The following is a 19,503-nucleotide window of genomic DNA, read 5'->3' as shown; positions in this document are numbered from 1 at the left end:
GAGCGTGTGCAGCAACATGTCCAAGGTATTGGCAGAAACGATTCAGCATGAGCGGTGGGGACGCTGCGTTTCGTTGAAGAACGGAAGCGTCGAGCTGCTCGCCACCCTGGATTTCGGTCCCCGCATCATCCACCTGTCATCGGCGGGCGGCACCAACCTGTTCTTCGAAGACCGGGAAAAGAACATCGTCCAGTCCGGGGAGCACTTCGAACCGGTGGGCGGAGGCGCGTGGCACATCTATGGCGGACATCGGCTGTGGACGAGTCCGGAACGCGCGCCCCGCACGACCTATCCGGACAATAACCCCGTCGAATGGGAGAAAGCCGGCGATAACGGCATCGTGCTGCGCGCTCCCCAGGAGCAATGGAACCAGGTCGTCAAGGAAATCGAGCTGCGGCTGGATCCGGAAGGACCGAACGTCACGGCGATCCACCGGGTGACGAACCGGGGGCCATGGCCGATCCGTTTCGCGCCTTGGGCGCTGTCCGTCATGGGCGCGGGCGGGCGCGCGGTCGTGCCGCTTACGGGCGCGGATACCGGGCTGCTGCCTAACCGCCGCTTCATTCACTGGCCTTATAACCGTCTGAACGATCCGCGCATCAAGTTCACCGAGTCGGAAATGGTGGTCGACCAGGGCGAAGGCCCGACGCCTTACAAAGTCGGGATCGACAACGAAGCGGGCTGGGCCGCGTACAGCAATCACGGAGACACGTTCATCAAACGCTACCGTCCCGTGCCCGGCGGTTCGTATCCGGATTTCGGCGTATCCTTCGAATTGTACACGAACGCGTTGATGCTGGAGCTGGAGACGCTCGGCGAACTGCGCGAGGTCGAATCGGAAGAGACCGTCGTGCACGAAGAGACTTGGCAAGTCGTCAAAGGCCTGGATTTGCGCCAAGGGAGCCCGGAGGAAGCCGTGTCGCGGCTGAAAGCTTACGTATCGTGACCGCCGGAACTCGAAACCGGAACGCCGCCGCGCGGCGGGCATCCATCGTTCAATAGCGCGAGAGGGATAAAGCTAAGGGACGCGGCGGACGTTATCCGGGTCGTTCCCCGATCTTTCGCGTTCTAACGGACACCGTTGCGCTTATGGGGACGAAAACGTCGCTTGTTGCCGCAAAACGTTGCCGGTAAGGTCATCTCTGTCCGTTACGTCTCGGGAATGCCCGATTCTTGTCGAATAGCGGCCAAGGTGTCCGTTAGGCAAAGAAAAGGACTTCAACCTCCACTTTACGGTGGGATTGAGGTCCTTTCGCTTGTCATTGGGGTCGTGCGGAGGCAGCCTTACCCGCGCAGGCGGCCCAGCTCCGAAACGATCGCTTCCACCTCGCTGATGCTGAAGCGGTCCTTGGAGACGACCATGTCGTAAATATCCTTCAAGTCTTCGTATTTGGAGGCGTCGAAAGCGGACGCCTGCATGGCGGCGCCGGAAGCCATCCTCAGCTTCGTTTTGATCGTTTCGATCATATGTTCCACGTTGGCTTGGGTCGGCACGGATAAATCCATTCGGGGAAACCTCCGTTCGAATTCGCGGCCGGCGTCCTTGCCCCGTAGGGGGCCGGGGCCGCGGGATGTTGCTATTGTACCACATCCGTTGGCGGAATGGATTTCCGCATGGTAACCTGATAAGAAGAAACGATACGAAAACGGAGGACGGGAACGAAACGATGGCGGAGTCATGGCACGAACAAACGGCGCGGGTGGACGAGGCGGGCCTCGCGGCGTTCGCGCGGCGGATCGCGGAGCGTCACCCGCTTCGGGAGATGACGTTCCTCTGCATCGGCACCGACCGGTCGTCCGGCGATTGCCTGGGGCCTTGGGCGGGCACGCTGCTGACGGAAGCCGGATTGCCGCGCGTGATCGGGACGCTCGAGCGCCCCTGCGACGCCGAGAAGCTGCCGGACGTGATCCGGGCGCTGCCGCAAGAGGGAACCGTGCTCGCGATCGATGCCTGCCTCGGACGCCCGGAGTCGGTGGGGCTGTACTTGGCGGCTGCCCGCCCGCTCGTCCCGGCCCGCTCCATCGGGAAAAACCTGCCGCCGGTCGGCGCTTACAGCATTGCCGGGATCGTGAACGCGGCCGGGCCGAAACCGTACTGGACGCTGCAGACGACCTCCCTGTTCCGCGTCATGAATATGGCCCGCGTCATCGCGGACGCCATCGGGCGCGCCTGGCAGGCCGAAGAAAGATAAATGGATAAGGATGTGTTCCGTATGCCGAACCCTTCGATTCACCCGCATATTCCGAATGCCGATAAGACAGACGCAGTCGAGCTCCGCTTCGAGGACCGCGGCGGGGGCTTTCCCCTCGTGCTGCTTCACGGATACTGCGGAGACGGCCGTTATTGGTCCGAGGTCGTCCCGGCTCTGGCGGCCAAATACCGCGTCATCGTGCCGGACTTGCGCGGGCACGGAGGTTCGCCTGCCCCGGACGGCGTCTACTCCATGGAGAGCCTGGCCGATGATGTCATCCGGCTGATGGATAGGCTGGGGATCGGCCGTGCGTTCCTTTTCGGCCATTCGCTCGGCGGTTACGTCGCCCTTGCCCTGGCGGAACGCCATCCCGAACGGCTGCTCGGTTTCGGCCTGATCCATTCCACGCCGCTGCCGGATACGGAAGCGGGCAAGGAAGGGCGGCTGGCCGCCGCCGAGCGGATCCGGACGGAAGGCGTGAAGCCGTTCGTCGACGGGCTCGTGCCGAAGCTGTTCGCGCCGGCGCATCGGACGTCGATGGCCGACCGGGTGAACGCCGCGCTCGAGATCGGCTACGGCACCTCCCCGCGGGGCGCCGTCGGCTGCGCATTGGGCATGCGCGAGCGCCCGGACCGCACGGCCGTGCTGCGCCGTACCGCCCTGCCGATTCTGTTGCTCGCCGGTGAGTTGGACGAAGTCGTGCCGCCGGAGCGCCGTTTTCCGGTGGACCTGCCCCATATCCGCGCCGTGACGCTGCCCGGCTCCGGGCATATGAGCATGATGGAGGATCCGGAGCGGTTGTCAGGCGAACTGACGGCTTTCCTGGAGGCTATCCCGGGAGCGGGGGAGAACGCGGAATGACGGAAAAGCGGCAACAACCGGATTGGCAGGGCGTTCTCCGGGACGCCGCGGCGAAGCAAGAGCTGCTCCAGGCCACGTTCAGCCAGCCCCGCAGGAAGGACGGACAGACCGCGAATAAAACGGCCGTTCGGCCGCTGCGGCTGAAAGACGGCATGTTCTACCAATTCGAGCGGTTCCGGGACAACAAGGCATTTCATGAGAACGTACCCCTGGCCGAGACGGCAGGCCGGCTGATCGCGGCGATGGCGGAATACCGGCAAGCGCTGATCAAAACGCCCGAGGCGGATATTCAGCTGCTGGCGAACAAGAAGGGCGAAGTCGCCGTGCGGAGAGGAAAACCGACCGCCAAGGCGGCGCCGAACGCCGGCTCCCACAACCGGGCGAAATCGTATGTCATCCCCGAGGGCGAACCCGTCCCGTTCCTCGTCCGGCTCGGCGTGATGACGCCGGAGGGCAAGGTCGTCAAAGCGAAGTACGATAAATTCCGGCAAATCAACCGGTTTCTCGAGATGGTCGCCGACACGGTGCCCGAGCTTCCCCGCGGGCGCCAGCTGACCGTGGTCGATTTCGGATGCGGCAAATCGTATTTGACGTTTGCCCTCTACCATTTGCTCGCGGTGCGGGAGAAGTTCCCCGTCCGCATTATCGGCCTCGACTTGAAGGCTGACGTCATCCGAACTTGTTCCCGTCTCGCGGAAGACTTGGGATGGAGCGGACTCGCGTTCGCCGTCGGGGATATCGCCGAGTACGAGAAGGAAACGTCCGTCGACATGGTCGTTACCCTGCACGCGTGCGATACGGCGACGGACGCCGCGTTGCTGAAAGCGATCGGATGGAACGCATCCGTGATCCTGTCCGTCCCCTGCTGCCAGCACGAGCTGTTCCGCCAAATTTCCCAACCGGCGCTGAAGCCCATTTTGAAACACGGCATCTTGAAGGAAAGATTCGCGGCGCTGGCGACGGACGCCATCCGGGCGAATTTGCTGGAAACGGCGGGATACCGGACGCAGATTCTGGAGTTCATCGACCTGGAGCATACGCCCAAAAACCTGTTGATCCGCGCGGTTAAAGGCAAGGGCGGGAGCGCGGAAGAAGCAAGGCGGGAGTACGAAGCGTTCCGGGATTTCCTCTCCGTCACCCCGTATATGGACAGAATGCGGAATCGTGAAGCCGGCAGGTAAAAACCCCCATTCCGTAACCATAATTTAGGAAAAAATTAATCAATATCGATTGTCGGAAAAATCTACAATATGGTAAAATTGCAGGAAGCTTGCCTATACGGAGAAAGAGACTCCTTCCTTTGGAGAAAAGGTGACCGCCTTGGCGCTTGTCTGGCCGGACATGCTGTTGTTCGCCTGTTTGCTCCTTTTGTTCTTCGGCGTGCTGGCGTTCAATCGCATCTCGCACACCCATAAGGTCTATTTGGTTTTCCACTTCGTCATGATGATCTGGCCGTTCGGCCAGTTCATGACCAGCACGACCGGCTATCCGGGTTTCCAACTCGGCTTCGTGAAGCTCTCTTTTACCGCGTTGTCGCTGCTAGGACCGGGATGGCTGTTTTTCGTGCTGTTTTTGACGGGCAGAGCCGTCTCGCTGAAGCCCTATAAGGCGTTCCTATACTTGCTCCCCTCTCTCGTCTGCGCCGCAGGCGTCATCTTCAATCCCCGCGGCGTGTTCCTCTCGCCGGTCGGCGGCTCTTACTTGCACCGGGAATACGGGCCTTTATTCTGGCTGCTCGTGGTGGCCGAATACGTCTATTTCATCATCGCGCTGCTCATCATGTTCAACGCCCTGAAGACGGTGAACTCCATGAACAAGCGCAAGCAGCTTGCGATCGCGGTCATCGGCATTTTCGTGCTGACCGGCTTCAGCGTGCTGGATCTGCTCATTAACGTGCTGCTGGCTCCTTGGCTGCCCGTCATTCCGGGCTTGACTTCCCTAGGCATTTTTCTTTCGGATTGCTGCTTTGTTTTCGCCATCTACCGATTCGGGATGTTCGATATCCTCAGCGTAGCCCAACGGGACATTCTCTCCCATATGGCCATGGGGATCATCGTGGTGGACGAGGAAGACAAGGTGCTGGAGGTGAACCGGGGGGCATCCCCGTTTCTCCGCACGGCCCAAGGCGAAATTTTCGATCTGGGCAAATTCCTTTCCGCGCTGCAAACGCAAGAAGAGACTAATGAATTTCTGTATAAATACCGACATAATCCTCAAGAGCGCATGCAGACCGAAATCAAACTGCAGGATCCTTCCGTCCGCCACGTGACGATCCAGATTTCCCCGGTGCTTGACGACCGGAAGACGCTGATCGGCAGGGTCATCGCTTTCCATGACGTGACCGAGCTGCGCAAGCTGGTGGACGAAATGAACCGCAAGAACGAAGCGCTTCACGAAAGAAACCTGGAGCTGATCAAAATCCAGGAAGAGCTGTTCCGCGTCAACCAGAAGCTGGAGCAGATGGCGATCACCGACAGCCTGACGGGGTGCTACAACCGGCGCTACCTGATGCAGCAGCTGGAGCACGAAGTGCTGCTCAACATGCGGTACCGGATACCGTTCTCCGTGTTCCTGTTCGATATCGACCATTTCAAGCAGATCAACGACCGCTACGGCCATCTGGTCGGAGACGAAGTGATCCGCGGAACGGCGGAAACCGTACGCGGGAAGCTTCGCCGGACGGATATTCTGGCCCGGTACGGCGGGGAAGAATTCACCGTCTACCTGCCCCACACGAACCGGGAACAGGCCATGCTGCTGGCGGAACGCATTCTTCATGCCATCCAACAGAACGCCGTCGAAGCGGGAGACGAGAACGTGAACGTGACGATCAGCATGGGCGTCGTGTCCGAGGACGGCGATGACTTGAAATTCGAAGATCCGAAAGAGTTTTTGCGCGAGGTGTTCGCCCGGGCGGACGCCGCCTTGTATCAGGCGAAGAACGGCGGAAGAAACCGCGTCGTGGTCGCCCATTGACGGTGATTGAGCCCTTGTCGGAGGTGCCGGGATGAGACGAAACGGACAAGCGATCGGAATCGGTTTGGCGCTGGCGTTCAGTGCGGCGGCCGCCGTTCTCTGCTTCGGGAGGGACGGAGGGGCGGAGCCCCTTCGTTACGCGTTGTGGAGCGGGGCGGCGCTGCTTTCCGCGTCGGTTCCCCTCGGATGGTTTCTCGGCTTCCGCTACGACCGTCTGAAAGATTGGGCGGAGAAGGATCCGCTGACCGGCGTCTGCAACCGCCGCTTCGTGCAGCAGGGTTTCCCCAAACTCGTGGCGCAGGCGGACCGCAGAAGGAAACGGTTCTCCGTCGTCCTGGTCGACCTCAACGACTTCAAGGCGATCAACGATACGCTGGGCCATGCGAAAGGCGACGAGGTGCTGCGCAAATTCGGGCGCGGCCTGCGGGACATTTCCCGGCATGGCGAAATCGCGTCCCGATGGGGCGGAGACGAATTCATGCTGCTGTGTCCCTACGGAGACCGCGCTTCGCTGGACCAACTGAGCCGGGACATCGGGGAACTGGCCTCGCGGATCGCCTTGCGCGGCGGCGAGAATCTGGGCGTCTCCGCCGGCGCCGCCGTCTATCCGGATGACGGCCGCGTCCTGGAAGAACTGATGCAGGCGGCCGACCGCCGCATGTACGCCGAGAAGAAGCACGGCAAAGAGACGCCTGCGCAAAGACTGAAAGCTTAAGGGACAAAGGTTCCGGGACTTTGGTCCCGGGGGGCTTACGCATTTAGGACAAATGTGGTAATATGGAATCAATTGCGGAATAAGAAAGAACGACGTCGAAAATGGCAAACTTGCCGAAAGGCAAGGACGCAAAGCCACAGGGTCTAACGTTCGCTTCGCGAACCACGACAGCCTGGCTGCCGAACCGTCCCCGACATCAACCGGGATACTTGGCGAACAGGCTGCTTCCAATGGAAGCCGCCTTTTTATTTTCTTTAGGAGATTTAAGCATGGGATGCAAGGAGGTATCGTAGGTGAGCCAAGGTACGAGTACGCCATCGGATTTCCGGAACAGCAACGGCGACCTGCTTCCGCTGGGCATTTTGCTGCACTGCCGAACGGTCGTGGAGTCGCAAAATTTCGTGACGACGGGTCTCATGACGCATGTGGAAGGCGAATTGTTCGAAGTCGAGATCAGCGAATACGACGCGTTCGAGCTGGGGGAGAAGGTCAAGCTGACGGTGTATACGCCGGCGGGCATCCAGAGTTTTCCGTCCAACGTGTTCGCCAAATACGAAGGGGCAATCGCGCTCATTCAGCCGCCCGAAATGCATAAACGGTTCCACGAAAAGCGCGAACACCCGCGCGTCGAAGTGAAGGGCAGCCTGCGGATCATGGATATCGTCGACAAGGACGGCCAGTCCAAAACGCTCGAGGAACCGCTGGAAGTACCGCTGAAGAACATCAGCGTTTCCGGTCTCGGCTTCCAAGTGCCCGATATGCCGGAACTGTTCCGGTCGGCGAAGCTGAAAGCCAGCGTGGCGCTCGGGTTCGAATTCAGCTGCGAGCTGGAAATCGTCCGGCGCGAGAAGCAGGAGGACGGGGTGGAGTGCGGGGCCGTCATGCGGGTGTTGGAGCCGGAAATGATGCGTCCGCTCCGCGCGTTGATCCTGCGGCAGCAGGTCGAGCGGAACGTGCAGACCCGCAAGCAGGGAGATCGGGATCTTCAGAAGAAGTCCGGATATAAAAAGGCAAGATAGGCGAAAGCGCGCCGCTCGTCTAGTCGCATATTGCCGAATTCCGGCAGGTCCGTCATACTGGACCTGTCATTTGTTTTGTTTCGGGGGGCATACGGGTGAAAATGGGGACGGCGCTTCGGGCGGCGGGAGCGGCGGGAATCGCGGCTGTGATGGGACTGGCGGCGTGGAGGTACGGATGGTTTTTCGATGCGGATGCCTATCGGATCGAATGGACGTTGTTCGCGGCCGGGATCGCAGCCGCGGCGTACGTCATGCGGCATCCGCCGCGGCCTGCGGATGCGGGAGACCCGCTGGTTTGGCTGCTGCCGCTCGCCATGGCGGCTTGTTACGGCGCCGCGCTGTTGTCCGGACCGGCCTCCGTGCAGGGGACGGTCGACGCGATGCTCCGATGGACGGCGCTCGCCGGGTGGTTCGCGGCGCTCTCGGTTTGGCGCCGGCTTCCGGGGAGCCGGCCGTGGGGAGAAGCCGCGATCCACGTTTCCGGATTGTTCCTGCTGCTCGGGGGTTGGCTGGGCTGGTACGGGGTGCTGTCTTTTCCGGATATCGTGCAGCGTTTCGACGATCCGGAGCTTTCCGCAACGGGCGTTCGGCTGGCCGGGTTTTTGCAGTATCCGAATGCTTACGGGGCCGCGCTCGCTTTTTTCCTGCTCCGATGGTGGCAAATATGGGCGGGCAGCGACGCGGGGACGGCCGACAATCGGACAGGCGGCCGTTCGAGCAGGGTGCGGCTGGCTCTGTCCAGCCTGTTCTCGATTCCGTACGGAGGGGCTCTCGCGCTGACGGAGTCCCGGGGATCGACAGCCGCGCTGCTGGCGGGCTTCTTGCTGGCGCTGCTGCTGGCCGGAGGCCGGCAGGCCCGGATCCGGCTCGCGCTGGCCGCCGTCTGGACGGCGGTCGCCGCTTGGGCGGCGGCGCGCGGAGCGGTGATCGGCACGGAGGAATCCGCCGCCTGGGGAGGCGGATTGACGGCGGCGGCGCTGATCGCGGGAATCGCCGTGATGTACGCCATGGGGCTTTGGTTGGAGAAGCTCGAACGGCGGGACGGAAATACGCGCCGGCTCTCCATCGGTTGGGAGAGCCTGTGGCCGGTCATGGGTTTGCTGCTGGCTGCCGGGATCTATGCGTGGCGGTCCGGCTGGCTGCCGGGGGGCAGGCTGGCCGGGGGGAACTACGAAACGGCTTCGTCGCGGATGCTGTTTTACCGGGACGGATGGAACCTATTCCGGGACTCTCCCTGGCTCGGCTGGGGCGGGGACGGCTGGGGGTCTTTGTTCGGTCTATACCAATCGTTGCCCTATGTCGGCAGCGAGGTGCACAACGGGTATCTGGACGTTTTGCTGGACGTGGGGATGCTCGGTCTTGCCTGTTTGGCCGGCTTGTTGGCATACGGATTATGGAGCATGTGGAAAAACAACCATAGCCGCGTGGCGATCGCCCCTGCAGCGGTGTTGCTGATTCACGCGGCCGTCGACTTCGACATGTCCTACGGATGGACTTGGCTGCTGCTCTTGGCATGGATCGCGATGTTTGCCTCCGTTGAGCGGACGACGGAGGCGGCCCGGCCGCCGGGCGCTCTGCGGCGGCTGGCCGCTAGAGGGGCCGCCGCGCTGCTGCTCGGGGCGTCGGCGTGGGGCGCTTGGGCGGCTTGGCATGCGGATGCCGCCGCCCGCGCCTACGCCGCCGCCGACCGGGAGGCGGCCCCGGCCGCGCGCGAAGCGAAGCTGCGCGCGGCGCTTGCGGCGAATCCGGCCGATGGGCGGATTCGCCTGGCGCTCGCCCCGCTCCTGCCGCTTGCGGGGGAGCGGGCGAGCGTGCTGGCGGCGGGACGGCGGTATGAGCCGTCGTCCGCGCCGCTGCAATTGCAGCTCGGCCTGGCGGAGGCCGAGCTGGGGCTTGAGGCGCAGGCGGAGACGAGCCTGCGGGAGGCGCTGCGCCTCGACCGGTTCAACCGGGAGGCGCAGACCGCTGCGGTCGCCGGCATGATGCGGCTGGCGGACGCGCTCCGTTTTCAGGACCGGGACGCGGAAGCCCGCATGGCCTCGGAAGCCGCCGTTTCGTTCTACGAGGAATACCGGCGTCTCGCGCAACAAGTGGAGGCGATGGACCATCCGGCCAACGATCGGAGGTTCGAGATGACGGACGCCGCGGAATACCACGCCGCTCGAGCCTATGCGGAGCTCGGCCGTTTGGACGAGGCAAGGGGGCTCCTGGCACGGCTGGCCGAGGGGACGACGGATTGGGGCGATCAAGCCCGGCAGCTTCTGGATACGCTGGACAGGCCGGGCCGGTGACTCTATCAAGCCGATTTTTCGGTTAGCCATTTATCGATAGGATCATGAACCCTGAACTGCTGAGTCACGCGCGATCGTCTACACATGATAGCCTGCACCTAAGAGCCTGGCGGAACAATGCGCAAAAGCCGCATGTTTCCGCCGATCCCTAGTTACCTCACGAACGCGAATCGGCAAGCCATTTGCTGCCGATTCGCGCGTCACCCCCCGAACGCGTCGCGGAAAGCTCTCGACAGACGGTCCCGGTCCACGCCCCACAGTTTCGCGATTTCGCCGCACACCGCTTCGTCCCACCAATCCGCCAGCCGCTTGCGGTTGCTGTGGTTTTGCGCGATCCACTCCAAATGGCCGACGACCCGCTTATAGTAAAGTTCGACGGCTTCCTGCACCTTTTCCTCCGGCACGTAATGCTTCAACCGTTTGAGCGTCCGGTACAGTTCCTTTCCGCACGCCCTCCGGATCCCCCGGGGAGTGGGCAGCGATGCTGCGTGCTTTTCCTGATTCTCCCGTATCATTTCGGCCGCACCTCGCTTTCCTGCCATACCCTATGCGGATCGGGGGGATTCGGCAACCGCCGTCCAGCAAGCGCCGGAAACGGATCGGAGGAGAAAGGGGATCGACCGGAATGTCGATGCCGGGCCTGTAAGTTCAAATCTTGCGGTTGGAGCGTACAGTAGTGGAACGAGCGTTTCAGCTCGGGATGCACCTCCCTTTCTCCGAAACCCGCGCGTGTCCAATCGAACGTCCAATTGGGCAACGGTACAAAAAAAGCGCCCGCGAGGGGCGCCCAGGCTGTTGAAGAACCTTCAACATGCTGATTTGCAGAAGCTATTTATTATTTTATATTCGATTTTTCGCGTTCAAATATTGGTATAACTGCAATTCGTCGGTATTCTATATGAAAAATCGCATACAATCCTCGACTTAGGGGCCACAGAGTGAAATGTATTCGAAATTTCAAACAGAATCATCAAATCATCTGCTCTGTTGATGTTTTCCCCCAGGGGGTCGAGGAATCCTGGTAACGGCTTCGCCAACAGGCTGAGCGCCCGCGAGGGGCGCTTTCGTTATTGGACGACCAGGTAACCGACCATCGGAATGCCTTCCGAAGGATCGTTGTGGGTCTCGCAAATGATCGCATAAGTGCCTGCCGTTTTCGGCGTGAAGCGGACGACCGTCGTTTTGCCTTTATGCACCTCGCCGGAAATGTCCAGCCCTTCGATCACGAACGGATGGGATTGCCCGTTGACCCCCGTGATGCGAAGCTCGACCGGCACGCCTTTTTTCACGATGACCGTTCCCGGATCCCATCGGTACGATTCCAGTTGCTTGCCGTCCAACGTGGTCGTGAACTCGCCGGTGACGAGCTGGCGGACTTGCGTGCCTTCCGAGGACGCGGCGGCAGGAGCGGGCGCCGACGATGCGGGTTTGGACTGCTGCCAGCCGATATAAGCCCCCGCCAAAATGACCGCCACCGCCAAAAAGGCGTACAGCTGCATTTTCTTGCGGTCGATAAAGACCACTTTGTTCATTCCGTAAATCCCTCCTCGACTTTGTCCCTCTATCCGATGTCTATGCGTGGGCCCGTCCGCGCATGACAAGCCCGCTCGAAAGTCTTCCAAAACCTTCGTCGGCTGGAATCCCCGTCCCAGGCTGTGCTAGAATAAGAAAAGCTTTGGAAATGGGAGAGAAAGCAGGTGCTGCCGCGGGAATGGGCGTGATCCATGACGTACTGGCACAAATTTTGCAGTGGTTGGAGAATCTCGGGTATTTCGGCATCGTCATCGGGCTGGCGATCGAAGTCATTCCCAGCGAAATCGTGCTTTCCTACGGCGGCTATCTGGTCTCGCAGGGGCAGATCACGACGCTCGGAGCCGTGATTTGCGGCACGCTGGGCGCGCTGATCCAGCAATGGCTGCTGTACGCGATCGGAAGATACGGCGGAAGGCCGTTTTTGCTCAAGTACGGGAAGTTCCTGCATATCAAAGAAAAACACGTCGACCTCGCGGAGCGCTGGTTCGAGCGGTACGGACCGGTCATCGTGTTCACGGCGCGCTTCGTTCCGGTCATGCGGCAGGTCATTTCGATCCCGGCCGGCATGGCGCGCATGAATTTCACCGTGTATACGCTGCTGACCTTGATCGCCTCGATCCCGTGGTCCATCTTGTTCGTGATTCTGGGCCGGGAGCTGGGCGACAATTGGGAGCAAATCGGCGAGAAAGCGGCGCCGTACACGCATATCATCATCCCGGCGGCGCTCGCGCTGTTCGTTCTTTACCTTGTTTACGCCATTTGGCGGAGCCGCAGCAAAAAAACGGCCTAACGCAGCCGGCTACGGTCATTTTCGTCTAATCGCGTTACCTTCAATTGATCAGAAATGAGGCGATCGGCATGAACACGCAAATCGGCAACAAATGGAGCGAAGGCATCGATCCGAAGCAATTCCGGGACGGCATGACCAAAAACCAGGACGCTTTCGCGGGTTGGTACGACAACTTCGCGTGGCCGGACGAGGAACTTCGGGAATTTTTCGAATCGCTGAACCATAGGGACGACTTGCGCTGCGCCATTTTGGCGGCGGACTGGTGCGGGGACGTCGTGCGCAACGTGCCGGTCGTGCTGCGGGCCATGGAAACCGCGGGCATTCCGACCCGCATCCTCATCATGGAAGAGCATCTGGATTTAATGGATCAGCACCTGACGTTGGGCGGTCGATCCATTCCCGTCGTGTTCATCGTCGATACGGGCGGCGTGATTTTAGGCAAGTGGGGGCCGCGTCCGCAGTACGTTCAAGAGCCGATGGTCGAGTTCAAGCGGGACAATCCGGACCGCGAAGCGCCGGATTACCAGGACAATCTGAAAGCGGCCCGCCAGGAAATCATGCGCCGCTACGGCGAAGGCACCGGCTACCAGACGCTCGTGCTGCAGGAGCTGCGCGACCTGCTGTCGCGGGTGTAATGGCCGATGCTCACGTTCCAAACTTTCCCGCTCGGGCCGCTGGCCACGAACGCCTACCTCGTGACGGACGCGGAGCGCAAGCGCGCCGTCGTCATCGATCCCGGCACCCCGGACCCAACGCTGCTGCGCCGTCTGGAGTCTTACGAGGTCGAAGCCGTGCTGCTCACGCACGCCCATTTCGACCATATCGGGGGCGTCGAAGCGGTCCGGGAGCGATTCGGGTGCCCCGTGTATTTGCACGCCGCGGAGAAAGACTGGCTGTCGGATCCCGCCAAGAACGGATCCCTGCTGTGGCCGGAAGCCGGTCCGCCCGTGTCCGGCCGCGCGCCGGACCATCTGTTGAAGGACGGCGATGAACTGCAGCTGCTGGGAGAGACGTTCCGGGTGCTCCATACGCCGGGGCATTCGCCGGGCGGCGCCTCGTTTCTTTGCGGGGACCTGCTGTTCGCGGGCGACGTCCTGTTCCGACGTTCGGTGGGACGGACGGACCTTCCAGGCGGCAATGCGGACCAGCTGACCCGCTCGATCCGGGAAAAGCTGTACGTGCTTCCGGAGAACGTCATCGTGCTGCCCGGTCACGGTCCGGATACGACGATCGGCGAGGAACGGCGGGAAAATCCGTTCGTGCGGGGATAGGGAATTTTCTAAAAAATGCAAAAAAAGTCTTTACACGCCGTTGCGCTTTTGATATAGTGGGCCTTACCAAGAAGTGCCTATATCGCGATCACGCACTGCGAAGCACGCAGGCCAAGGAGAATGTCTCTCCTTTGCCTGCGTTTTTTATTTTTCGACGAATACGGGGTGATGGAATGAATCGCAAAAGGCAAATGGCGATCAGCCTTTCGGCCGCCGTGCTCTCGGGCATGCTCGTGTACGGCGTCTACTGGGTGCAGCTTCGCCAGCTGAGGCAGCAGGAATCGCTGATGGTCGTCGTTCCCAGGCAGTTCGTTCCCGCGGGAGTCCGGCTGTCCGCCGACCAATTGGAGACGAAGCCGATTCCCCGGAGCGCGCTGACGGAGGAGATGATGACCGATCTGAACGAGGCGGCCGGAATGGAAGTATCCGTGCCGCTCGGGGCCGGAGAGCCGCTGCTCCGTTGGAAGCTTGACCGTTATCGGCTGTTGCCGGGACCTGGGGAGGCGACGTTTCAGATTCCGCGCGAATACGTCAAATCGATCTCGAGCGGCATTCGGGCCGGGGACTTGGCCATCGTGTATGTGTCCGGCGCCGACTCGTCCTCCCGCCGGCTGTTTCCGAATCCGGTGGTCGTCGCCGGGGTGAAAAGCGCCGCGAACTTGGAAATCGACAATCCCAAAAATCCGAACCTCCTTTCCATGGCGAACGGCGACAAGGAAAGCATGTATGCCTCCAGACGGGACGCGAACGGGGCGATCGACGCGATCAACTTGAATTTGAGCGAGGAGCAGTGGCTGTCCCTCGACGCGGCGTGCAAGTCGGGCGAAGCCAAGCTGGTCGTGGCGTTCGACTCGGCTTCCCTTCGGCCGGTCGCGGAAGGGGATGCGGGACGTTGAACGGGAAACTGGCGGTCTTCGCGGGCTCCACGCCCAATATCGGGACGACCCTTGCCGCGTTCGGGAGCGCCTACCGGATCGCCGCCCGAAGCGGACGGAAAATCGGCTTTCTGTGCCTGAATTTGAAAAGCGCCAAAACGCACCTGTATTTGGGCGTCGACAAGCCGCAGGTCACTCTGGACGGACTCCGGCCCGAGCTTCGCGCCGGCACGCTTACCGCGGACAAGCTGCGGCAATACGCTTTCGGTTCGCCCCGATTGGGAGGTTTGCACGTCCTGTTCGGCAATATGGCCAGGGAACAGGCGGAATATTACGAGCCGCAGGACATGGAAACGCTGCTGGCGGCGTCCCGCCAAGCGTTCGATCTAACCGTGGCGGACGTCAGCGCGTACTGGGACAACGCGGCGACGGTATGCGCGATGAAGGAAGCCGATCACCGTTATCTCGTGACGACGGGAAGCTTAAGCCATTTTCAGGAGGACGTTCGAAGGTGGACGGGGCAGGTCGGCGCGATGTTCGGCCTTTCGCCCGAGAGCTTCGGTCTGGTTCTCCTGCAAGGAAACCAACGATCGACGGGAGGATTCGGAATGAAGGAGATCCGCAAAGAAACCGGTTGCTCTTCGTTTGCGGAATTGAAGCTGGCGGAGAGCATCCATCTTCAGCTGGACAGCGGCAGGTTGGACGAATGGCTGGCCTCGCAGGGCAAAGAAACGTCGGCATTCGATTCGGTCGCCGGCCCGCTGTTGCACCGTTTGAATTGGCAGGAACGTTTGCAGAGAACGGATCGGCCATGGCTGAGGAGACTGATGCGCCATAGGGAGCGAAAAGGATGAAAGCGGAAGGAACCCGTTTTTCGGCGACGGCGTACGCCGCGGATCTCATGCAGCGGGGAGATCGCTCTCGTGCGCAAGACGGACGATCCGCCTATCCCGAAGAAGAGGGGCATTCCACGCTACGGACGTTGACGGAGGAAGTCCGGCATATGCTGGCCGCTCCCCGGGGATACAGCGAGGAGGAACGCCGCAAATACGCCGAGAAGCTGAACCGGGCGGTGATCGGCTTTCCCCAGGAACGCGCGGAAATGCTGGCGGTGATCTCGGATTGGATCATCCGAAAGCGGCTCCAGCACGTCAGCCTGGGAGGGCTTCCCTACGCGACGCTGGCCGAAGCTTTGTTCGCCGAAGTGATCGGGATGAACATGCTGGAGCTGGTGCTGCGGAACCGGGAAGGCCTGGAGGAGGTCCAAGTCGTCGGCACCCGGATTTTCGAGGTGAGGGACGGACGGGCCGTTCCTTCACCATTTCGGTTTCAGGACGCGGCGCAGGTCGAGCGCATCCAGCAAAACCTGGTACTGTTCAATAACGACCGCATCAACCCGCGCAAGCGGTGGGCGGAAGTGATCCTGCTTGACGGCTCCCGGGTCACGATGACGGGTTTCGGGTTTACTTCCCGGCCGACGCTCACCATCCGTTTCTACACGGTCCGGCGGTTCGACCTGGATACGCTCTGCCGGCCGGAGTACCGGTCGATCGACGAGAAAGTCAAAGAGCTGCTGCTGGCCGTCGTGCGCTGCCGCTTCAACATGGTGGTCATCGGGCCGACCAATACCGGCAAGACGCACCTGATCAAGGCGCTCATTGCCGCCATGCCGGACGAGGAGAGAATCGTCACGATCGAAACCCGGTACGAGCTGATGCTGGCGAGGGATTTTCCCGAAAAAAACGTGGTGGAATACGAAGCGGACGAAGAGGATGCGGCGCACGGGCCGAGGCAGGCGTTCAAGCTGGCCTTGCGTCAGTCCCCCCAGCGCATCTGCCATGCCGAGATCCGCGACGAGGACGCGAACATTTACGTCCGAGCCTGCACGCGCGGGCATGAGGGGAGCATTACGTCCGTGCATGTCAGCGCGCTGGAGGACGTGCCGGATGCGATCGCGGACATGTGTATGCTCGACGGCCGCGGCATGAACCCGATGCGTTTGACCCGCCGCATCGCCGAACACGTGACGCAGATCGGCTTGGAAATGCGGATCGTCGGAGGTATGCGGAGGCTCGTGCGCGTCGGCGAATTCACTTGGGAAAGCGGGGAAATCGTCGTACGGGACCTGGTTCGCTATGACGAGGCCGAGGATACGTGGACGTTTCCGCTGCCATTCACGCCCAAAGGGTCGGCGCGGATCCGCCGGATGGACCCGGAGACGTATGAACGGTTCCGGGAGAAAGGAATCGTGACCGCATGACGGGCGAGGTTTTGCTGTCGTGGTGCGTGTTGCTGTTTTTGCTGGCATACGTAAGCCTGCGATTCGGTTTCTCCGCCGTCTGGGACCGGATGTCGCTCCGCAGGCGGCTGTCGGCCCGTGCCGGCTACGGGCGCGAGCCGGAGCGCGGCCATCGGCGTTGGCGCCGATTCGGCAAGCTTCATTCGCACGCGGCCGACCTGATGGCTGCCGTCGGCTGGAATGTCAATCCGGGGCCGTTTTACGCGGCTTCGGTTTTTCTGGGGCTTGTGGGCGTCTCGGCAGGGATGGCCTTGTTCCGGACGCCGCGTTCCGCCGCGCTTCTTGGCGCGATGATGGGCTTGCTGCCCTACGTTTTGCTGAGAATGCGGCTCGTCAGCAGGCAACTGGCGGTTCGCCTGGAATTCCTGCCGGCCGTGGAGCTTTTCTATCAATGCTATTTGCTGACGGGCGGACGCCAAATCCGGACGGCGCTGCAAAAAACGGTGGAAGAACGGAGGCTTCCGGGGGAGGTGCAAGCGGTGTTCGATCAACTGGCCCGCCACCTTTCCCTTCGGGAAGATGACGAAGAGAGTTTGCGGCGGTTCTGTCTGGCGTTCGGCCACACTTGGGCCGACCATTTCGCGAGCATCCTGAAGGTGGCTTTGACGGAAGGGAACCCGATCGCGCCTAATCTGAAGGAGCTGATCGACGACATGCGGAAAGCCCAGCTGGCCAACCAACAGGAACGGCACCGGCTGCTCGAAATCCGCCTGGCCAACTTTACTCCCGCTTTGTTTCTCGGCTTGTTTCTGGCGATCAATTTCCGGATGAGCCCGGAAGGAAGCTACCGTTATTACGTGCTCGATCCGACCGGCCGCGGCATGCTGCTGAACGCGTTGGCTCTCATGTTCGGTTCGTTCATCATGGGAATCTATTTGTCCCGCAGGAAGATGTAAGGAAGCGGGGAGAGCTTGCCTCCGCCAAACTCCCTATTAGAGGCATTAGAGGGGAGAAGGGTGATATGACGGACACCGGAATGATTCTTTACGCCTGGCTGTGGCGGCTGATCCAGTTCGCTCTTGGGTTCGCGGGGATCGCGGCGCTGCTCGGCGCGGCGCTGCGCCAGAGGTACCGGTGGCGCATCTCGAGAAAAGGCTGGAGAAACCGGCAGGTGCCGATTTGGTTTCTGAAGCTGTGGAGGGCGGATCGGGAAAGCGTCGCGCTCCAGGCGCGCCGGGTCTGGCTGGCCGGCTGCGGTTTAGGAATCGACCCCCGTCTGTATTTGGCCATTCGCCGGGTGGCGATCTTCGTTCTCGCCTTCATCGCGCTTTCGTTGGGAGCGGCGGAACGGGGGGGAGGTTTGGCGCTTTCGAATCGGGGAGCGGCGGCGGGGATCGCCGCGGCGTTATCGGCAGCCGCCTGCTTCGACGGCATGATGCTGAACGCGCTGCGGCGGTACCGAACCGACCGGATTCGCCGGGAAATCATGACCGTAGCCCGGCAACTGCTCTATTATTCGGGTTCGCGGCTGCATTTGCACGGCAAGCTGCTGAGAATGCTGCCGCTCACCCGGATCATCCGGCCGGAGCTGGGATTGCTGCTGAACGAATGGTACCACGACCCGGACCGGGCGCTGCGGAGGTTCCGTGAACGGCTGGGGACCGAGGAAGCCGGCAGTTTCGCGGAGAGCCTCCGCTCTCTCCGGCTCCACGAGAGCGGCGAAGTGTACGATTTGCTCCGGGCGATGGTGCAGGAATATAAAGCCCGGATCGAACTGGCGCGGGAAGGCCGGAAGGAAACGGCCTCCTATCTGCTGTTCGTGCTGGCGGGCGTCCCCATCCTCTACACGTTTCAAGTCTTTTTGTATCCGTGGGTGCAGGAAGCCGCCAATCTGTTCGACGCATTGAATCCATAACCGGAAAGGGGAACGAACGCGATGCGCAACATTCTGATTACGGTGATGATGTTGATCGTGGTAGCGCTGCTATTCAATACGATTATCGCCCAAGACGGAACGGGGACGAAGGCCCGAATCGAAAGCCAAGGGACAAGCGCCAACACGAGAATCGGAAATCTCATGTCGTCGCAGCCCTAGCGGGGAGGGATCGCCGATGAGACAACTGCTCATGACCGTCCTGCTGATCGCGGTCGTCGTCTCTCTTTATTCCGCCGTCGTACAGGGAGACGGGGGCATGAAGGAGCAGCTTCAAACCTCCGGCGAACGGATGGCGGGAGGCATTTCCCGGATCAGCCCATGAAACAGCTGCTCGTGTTCATCCTGTTTTCGGCCATGTTCTGCTGGCTGATGTTCTCGCCGATTTACAAGCATGTGCTGGTCATCCGGCAGGCGCTGCTGCAGCAGGAAGCGGATTATTTGCTGGAGGTGGGCGCCAGCGGGCGGTTCGGATACATCGACGGCAGCATGCTGGCGGCTTCTCGGGATCGGCTCGCGGCATACGGGTTTCAGTCCGGCGGATTGGAATACGAAGTGACTTCCACGACGGGCGCTCCGGCTGACGATCCTTCGGCGCCGCTCCCGCGGGGGACCGGACTGCGGCTCGTGATCCGATATCCGTATGACAACCTGTTGGATATCGACCGGCTCATCGGCGTGGAGCCTCCTGCCGGCGCCCGCCTTTCCGCCCAAGGGCTCAAGATGAGCGAGTATGTTCCTTCCCCCTGAAGGGGGATCCGATCAGAATGACCGCTGCCGGCCGGCTTGGCCGAGTACCGGCGGGGAA

The 19,503-nt window shown here is 61.4% G+C and carries 22 protein-coding genes and 1 riboswitch; of the genes, 19 read left to right on the top strand and 3 right to left on the bottom strand.

Going from position 1 to position 19,503, the window contains the following annotated elements; all coding sequences use genetic code 11:
- Positions 1–16: 16 nt before the first annotated feature.
- Complete coding sequence (locus PTZ19_RS22105; protein ID WP_276357810.1) at positions 17–946, top strand: hypothetical protein; 930 nt, start codon at positions 17–19, stop codon at positions 944–946.
- Positions 947–1,284: 338 nt separating this feature from the next.
- On the opposite strand, the gene PTZ19_RS22100 is transcribed toward PTZ19_RS22105, so the two are convergent.
- The gene (locus tag PTZ19_RS22100; protein WP_276357809.1) at positions 1,285–1,506 is read right to left on the bottom strand and encodes a DUF1128 domain-containing protein; all 222 of its coding nucleotides are present in this window, start codon (positions 1,504–1,506) and stop codon (positions 1,285–1,287) included.
- Between the two features lie 161 nt (positions 1,507–1,667).
- Between PTZ19_RS22100 and yyaC the strand changes: the two genes are divergently transcribed.
- The 7 genes from yyaC (at position 1,668) to PTZ19_RS22065 (ending at position 10,054) form a co-directional block, all read left to right on the top strand.
- Positions 1,668–2,192, top strand: coding sequence for a spore protease YyaC (gene yyaC / locus PTZ19_RS22095; protein WP_276357808.1), 525 nt, complete (start codon positions 1,668–1,670; stop codon positions 2,190–2,192).
- A gap of 21 nt (positions 2,193–2,213) precedes the next feature.
- Positions 2,214–3,053 (top strand): alpha/beta fold hydrolase, encoded by an 840-nt coding sequence (locus PTZ19_RS22090; protein ID WP_276357807.1) that lies wholly within the window; start codon positions 2,214–2,216, stop codon positions 3,051–3,053.
- The gene (locus PTZ19_RS22085) at positions 3,050–4,234 is read left to right on the top strand and encodes a class I SAM-dependent methyltransferase (protein ID WP_276357806.1); all 1,185 of its coding nucleotides are present in this window, start codon (positions 3,050–3,052) and stop codon (positions 4,232–4,234) included. Before PTZ19_RS22090 ends, PTZ19_RS22085 begins: the two co-directional genes overlap by 4 nt.
- Positions 4,235–4,373: 139 nt before the next feature.
- A complete protein-coding gene (locus PTZ19_RS22080; protein ID WP_276357805.1) occupies positions 4,374–6,029 on the top strand; it encodes a histidine kinase N-terminal 7TM domain-containing diguanylate cyclase in 1,656 nt (551 codons plus the stop codon).
- 31 nt (positions 6,030–6,060) lie between these two features.
- Positions 6,061–6,744: a GGDEF domain-containing protein gene (locus PTZ19_RS22075; RefSeq protein ID WP_276357804.1), complete on the top strand. Its 684-nt coding sequence runs from the start codon at positions 6,061–6,063 to the stop codon at positions 6,742–6,744.
- A gap of 93 nt (positions 6,745–6,837) precedes the next feature.
- Positions 6,838–6,928, top strand: a riboswitch (cyclic di-GMP riboswitch).
- A 109-nt stretch (positions 6,929–7,037) separates the two neighbouring features.
- Positions 7,038–7,763, top strand: coding sequence for a PilZ domain-containing protein (locus PTZ19_RS22070; RefSeq protein ID WP_276357803.1), 726 nt, complete (start codon positions 7,038–7,040; stop codon positions 7,761–7,763).
- A gap of 101 nt (positions 7,764–7,864) precedes the next feature.
- A complete protein-coding gene (locus tag PTZ19_RS22065; RefSeq protein ID WP_276357840.1) occupies positions 7,865–10,054 on the top strand; it encodes an O-antigen ligase family protein in 2,190 nt (729 codons plus the stop codon).
- 200 nt (positions 10,055–10,254) lie between these two features.
- Here the strand turns inward: PTZ19_RS22065 and PTZ19_RS22060 are convergent, their stop codons facing one another.
- Entirely contained in the window at positions 10,255–10,569 is a 315-nt protein-coding gene (locus PTZ19_RS22060) for a dehydrogenase (RefSeq protein WP_276357802.1), read from the bottom strand.
- A 552-nt stretch (positions 10,570–11,121) separates the two neighbouring features.
- Positions 11,122–11,586, bottom strand: coding sequence for a cupredoxin domain-containing protein (locus PTZ19_RS22055; protein ID WP_276357801.1), 465 nt, complete (start codon positions 11,584–11,586; stop codon positions 11,122–11,124).
- Between the two features lie 149 nt (positions 11,587–11,735).
- Here PTZ19_RS22055 and uptA point away from each other — a divergent pair, with 149 nt between their 5' ends.
- From uptA to PTZ19_RS22000, 11 genes are all read left to right on the top strand, one after another.
- The gene (gene uptA, locus PTZ19_RS22050) at positions 11,736–12,377 is read left to right on the top strand and encodes an undecaprenyl phosphate transporter UptA (RefSeq protein WP_276357800.1); all 642 of its coding nucleotides are present in this window, start codon (positions 11,736–11,738) and stop codon (positions 12,375–12,377) included.
- A 68-nt stretch (positions 12,378–12,445) separates the two neighbouring features.
- Positions 12,446–13,012 carry a thioredoxin family protein gene (locus PTZ19_RS22045; protein ID WP_276357799.1) on the top strand — a complete coding sequence of 189 codons (567 nt, stop codon included), beginning with the start codon at positions 12,446–12,448 and terminating at the stop codon, positions 13,010–13,012.
- A gap of 6 nt (positions 13,013–13,018) precedes the next feature.
- Complete coding sequence (locus tag PTZ19_RS22040; RefSeq protein ID WP_276357798.1) at positions 13,019–13,648, top strand: MBL fold metallo-hydrolase; 630 nt, start codon at positions 13,019–13,021, stop codon at positions 13,646–13,648.
- Between the two features lie 173 nt (positions 13,649–13,821).
- Positions 13,822–14,544 (top strand): SAF domain-containing protein, encoded by a 723-nt coding sequence (locus PTZ19_RS22035; RefSeq protein WP_276357797.1) that lies wholly within the window; start codon positions 13,822–13,824, stop codon positions 14,542–14,544.
- On the top strand, positions 14,541–15,377 hold the full coding sequence (locus PTZ19_RS22030; protein ID WP_276357796.1) for a CpaE/TadZ family protein: 837 nt from the start codon (positions 14,541–14,543) through the stop codon (positions 15,375–15,377). The genes PTZ19_RS22035 and PTZ19_RS22030 overlap by 4 nt, the downstream gene beginning before the upstream one ends.
- Positions 15,374–16,783: an ATPase, T2SS/T4P/T4SS family gene (locus tag PTZ19_RS22025; RefSeq protein WP_276357795.1), complete on the top strand. Its 1,410-nt coding sequence runs from the start codon at positions 15,374–15,376 to the stop codon at positions 16,781–16,783. The genes PTZ19_RS22030 and PTZ19_RS22025 overlap by 4 nt, the downstream gene beginning before the upstream one ends.
- Positions 16,780–17,718 (top strand): type II secretion system F family protein, encoded by a 939-nt coding sequence (locus tag PTZ19_RS22020; protein ID WP_276357794.1) that lies wholly within the window; start codon positions 16,780–16,782, stop codon positions 17,716–17,718. The genes PTZ19_RS22025 and PTZ19_RS22020 overlap by 4 nt, the downstream gene beginning before the upstream one ends.
- A 65-nt stretch (positions 17,719–17,783) precedes the next feature.
- Positions 17,784–18,677, top strand: a complete 894-nt coding sequence (locus PTZ19_RS22015) for a hypothetical protein (protein ID WP_276357793.1) — start codon at positions 17,784–17,786, stop codon at positions 18,675–18,677.
- 21 nt (positions 18,678–18,698) lie between these two features.
- On the top strand, positions 18,699–18,857 hold the full coding sequence (locus PTZ19_RS22010) for a hypothetical protein (RefSeq protein ID WP_276357792.1): 159 nt from the start codon (positions 18,699–18,701) through the stop codon (positions 18,855–18,857).
- A gap of 16 nt (positions 18,858–18,873) precedes the next feature.
- Positions 18,874–19,020: a hypothetical protein gene (locus PTZ19_RS22005; protein ID WP_276357791.1), complete on the top strand. Its 147-nt coding sequence runs from the start codon at positions 18,874–18,876 to the stop codon at positions 19,018–19,020.
- Positions 19,017–19,445, top strand: coding sequence for a hypothetical protein (locus tag PTZ19_RS22000; protein ID WP_276357790.1), 429 nt, complete (start codon positions 19,017–19,019; stop codon positions 19,443–19,445). Before PTZ19_RS22005 ends, PTZ19_RS22000 begins: the two co-directional genes overlap by 4 nt.
- Positions 19,446–19,503: the final 58 nt, after the last annotated feature.

Origin of the sequence: Cohnella caldifontis (assembly GCF_029360585.1) — a bacterium.
Taxonomy (GTDB): domain Bacteria; phylum Bacillota; class Bacilli; order Paenibacillales; family Paenibacillaceae; genus Cohnella; species Cohnella caldifontis.
This window is presented reverse-complemented; position numbering and strand designations above follow the sequence as displayed.